Here is a 3,283-nt window from a genome sequence, read left to right as displayed (position 1 = left end):
TAGGAAAATTCAACTGTCTTCTTGTTGTAGTTAACGGTATTGTTCAGGCGACCATAGATTCCTTGTTGCCGTATTTTGTTGAGGGTCTTCAGATGTCCTTGGGACATCCAATTCTCCAACAATAGCGGGTCAGCTGCATCCAGTCCAATAGCAATTACAGGGGTTTTCATGATAGTTTTTTAGATAACTTTTTAGATAAAAGTAAACCTAATCTATAAAAGCATGACGATCATGTCGGCTTGACTAATCATCAATATTACTAATCGGTAAATTGGTAGTTGATGATTATCTAGTTTAGGATTACTGATTAGTAATTACCTATTCCCAAACATCCTATTTGGTTGGGTAAGTAATTAACCGGATTTGATAGTTTAATAATAATGCTTAATTGCTCACTATATTCATCAGTTAAGTAGTTATTTATTAATTCATAAAAAAATAGGTGTTTAGTCTATTTATAGTCTGGATTGATCCAGGGTATTCAATCATTAATTTATAGTGTTTTTTTGTCTAGGGAATAGGGAGTATTCATAATTCATAGTTTTGAATCATCTCCGGGAAACATTCGAGGTTTTTTTAGTCTGGGCTTGACGCTGTACCAATCTTCTTACTGAGCCATAATGGAAGTATTCCTGTGACTGGTAAAAGTAACCAATGGATTCATCTTTTTGAATGACACCATTAGCCACCAAACCCAAAACCGTCTGACCGGAACTATCTAACATTTGTTTAGCCACATTAGCATTAGCGAAATCCAGCACACCTGGTCGAGCCACCAACAACATGCCATCAGTCATTGGACTTAAGCAAAGGGCATCAGCAGTCAGAAGTAAGGGTGGGGCATCAATAATCACAAAGTCATATTGGGTTGAACATTCCTGAATCAGGGAAGCCATTTGCTTTGAATCCAGGAGTGCCAAAGGATTAGGAGGCATTACCCCAGCGGTGAGAACATCAAGATTTTCCATGGCTTTACAGATGGCAAGCTCTAGAGGCACTTCACCAATCAGTACCTGGCTCAAACCAGCCACATTCATTACTTGCCAAATATAATGCTGACAGGGGTGACGCATATCGGAATCAATCAGCAAAACCCGACGCCCCAGTTGAGCCATAGCAGCGGCCAAGTTTGCTGATACCGTAGATTTGCCTTCCTTGGAAACGGAGCTAGTGACTACAATAACTTTAAGTGGGTGATCAGACCTGAGAAATTTCAGATTCGCTTGAATCATTCGGTAGACTTCACTCACCATGGAATGAGGCTGCTCTGTTACGGGCAATTCCCCTCCGAAAAATAGGTCATCCCGACGACGGGAGAGCTTCTTGTGCTTGAAAACTGGAATCACCCCTAGCACAGGATATCTTAACAACTGCTTGACTTCTTTGAGAGTTTTTATAGAGCGGTCTCTCATTTCCAAGAGCAAGACAGCAGTCGTGGCCAGTGTGACCCCCAACATCACCCCTAGAGCCAACACCTTTATTTTCTTATCACCTAAGGGCTTTTTAGGGACTATTGCTGGCTCAATGATGCGAGCATTAGCGGTATCTTGGTTTTCTGCGACCTTTAATTCATTGAGATTTTTCAACAGGGTTTCATAGGTCAAGCGGGCAGCTTGGACTCGTTGTTCGAGCTGCTGCTGAGTTTGCTCCAACCGAGGAAGAACATTTACCCGTTGTTCATAGGCAATTCTAGCCTTAGCAAGAGTTGATAATCCTTCTGCTAAACTTTGACGTTTGACTTCTGATTCAATAAAATCGTTAATCAGTTTTTGTTTGAGCTGGTCAACTTCTAAAAGCCCTTGAGTAATTTGTATCTGAGTACCAGCCAGACTTTGAGAGCCTAGTATTTGATTAATCTGCTGTTGTAAATGACCTCTGAGGGAGCGTTGCTGCTTGGTGAGCCGAATCATGATCGGGTGATTTTTACCGTAACGATTTTTCGAAACCGCTAATTGCCGCTCAACCTCTTGCAGTTCTTGGAGTACGCCCTGTACTGAAGTAGACTGACTCAGAGCACTGATAGCAATTGCTTGCTGGGGATTAAGACCGACCTGGTTTCTCAAGCCAGCAGCTTGGGCATTGGCTTCTTCAAGTTGAGCTTGAACTGTAGTAATTTGGCTGTCTAAGTCAGCCATCACCGCTACCAAAGACCGGGCTTCTTCTGTGAGGGATACAACCTGATTGCGTTCCTTAAATTGCCGTAGAGCAGCTTCTGCTTGCCTGACATTGGCTTCACTTTGAGGAAGTTGGTTAGTAATAAACTCACGGGCTTTTGCTGCTTCCGACTTTTTGGATAGGATCTGATTCTCTATATAAAGCCTCATTAATTGATTGATCACCGCAGCCCCTTTTTCTGAGTTCTTACCCTTGTAGGAAAGCCTAACCACATCGGTGCCACCCACAATTTTGACAGTGAGCTTTCTTTTGAGGGCTTCCGGTTGCAAAGGTAGACCTTCGTTATCAGTGAGGTTGAGTTGATCAATGATCTGTTGCAGAAGCGGGTGGGAGTAAATCACCTCAACTTCAGTACTCAGAGGGTTCTGGGCATCAACCAGAGGGCGTAACTGGTCAATTTCCTCCCCCAACCCAGTCAAGAAAGCGGTTCGGTCTATCTTAAACAGTAGTTTTCCTTCAGCTTCATAGGAAGGCTTGAGAAACAAGGTAGACCAGGCAGCTGAGATAACTGTAAATAGGAAAATAGCAACTGCTGGCAGCCAACGACGTTTCAATAGCAGTTTGTATTGGCTAAGATCGAGATCTATAGAACTTCTAGACTCCATAAGTTCTTCAGGGGCTCCCCCTAGGTAGATTGCACAATAAAATAATTTTTGGTATTGGTGCGAATTAGCTACCAACCCTGCCATCGGTTAGATGCAACCTATATATGGAAATACTAATAAAATTTAATCATATCAAAAGTCACTCGACATTAAAGAGTTGGTAAATATATGCAAATTTTCCGTGATTCTTGTGAACATAAGAAAGTTAAGGGGCTGACCGGGTGTCGGGTATCGGGCCAACGGGGGTAGGGTTTTGCGACCGATTGTTGTGTCAGTAAGACCAGCAATCCCTAGAGCTGTTGAGTCTTCTATCTTCTGACTTAACCCAAACCCGGTCAGCCGTCAGCCATCAGCCGTCAGCCATCAGCCGTCAGCTTATTTTATTCAAAAACACCGATTGCGCTACTTGAGGTGCTGCGCGAACAGTAGCGATGCAGTGGCCTCACGGGGGTTTCCCCCACTCGCGCTTTGGATCAAGACAGCGTGCGCTATGGGCATAAAGA

The 3,283-nt window shown here is 43.3% G+C and carries 1 protein-coding gene and 1 pseudogene; both read right to left on the bottom strand.

What is annotated here, in order from left to right; all coding sequences use genetic code 11:
- Positions 1-170 (bottom strand): annotated as a pseudogene (locus F6K20_RS40940) (alkaline phosphatase family protein); the annotation flags it as partial.
- A 378-nt stretch (positions 171-548) separates the two neighbouring features.
- Positions 549-2,864: a GumC family protein gene (locus F6K20_RS30680; RefSeq protein WP_008179479.1), complete on the bottom strand. Its 2,316-nt coding sequence runs from the start codon at positions 2,862-2,864 to the stop codon at positions 549-551.
- Between the last annotated feature and the right edge of the window lie 419 nt (positions 2,865-3,283).

The sequence above is a fragment of the Moorena sp. SIO2C4 genome, assembly GCF_010672485.1.
Lineage (GTDB): Bacteria > Cyanobacteriota > Cyanobacteriia > Cyanobacteriales > Coleofasciculaceae > Moorena > Moorena producens.
This window is presented reverse-complemented; position numbering and strand designations above follow the sequence as displayed.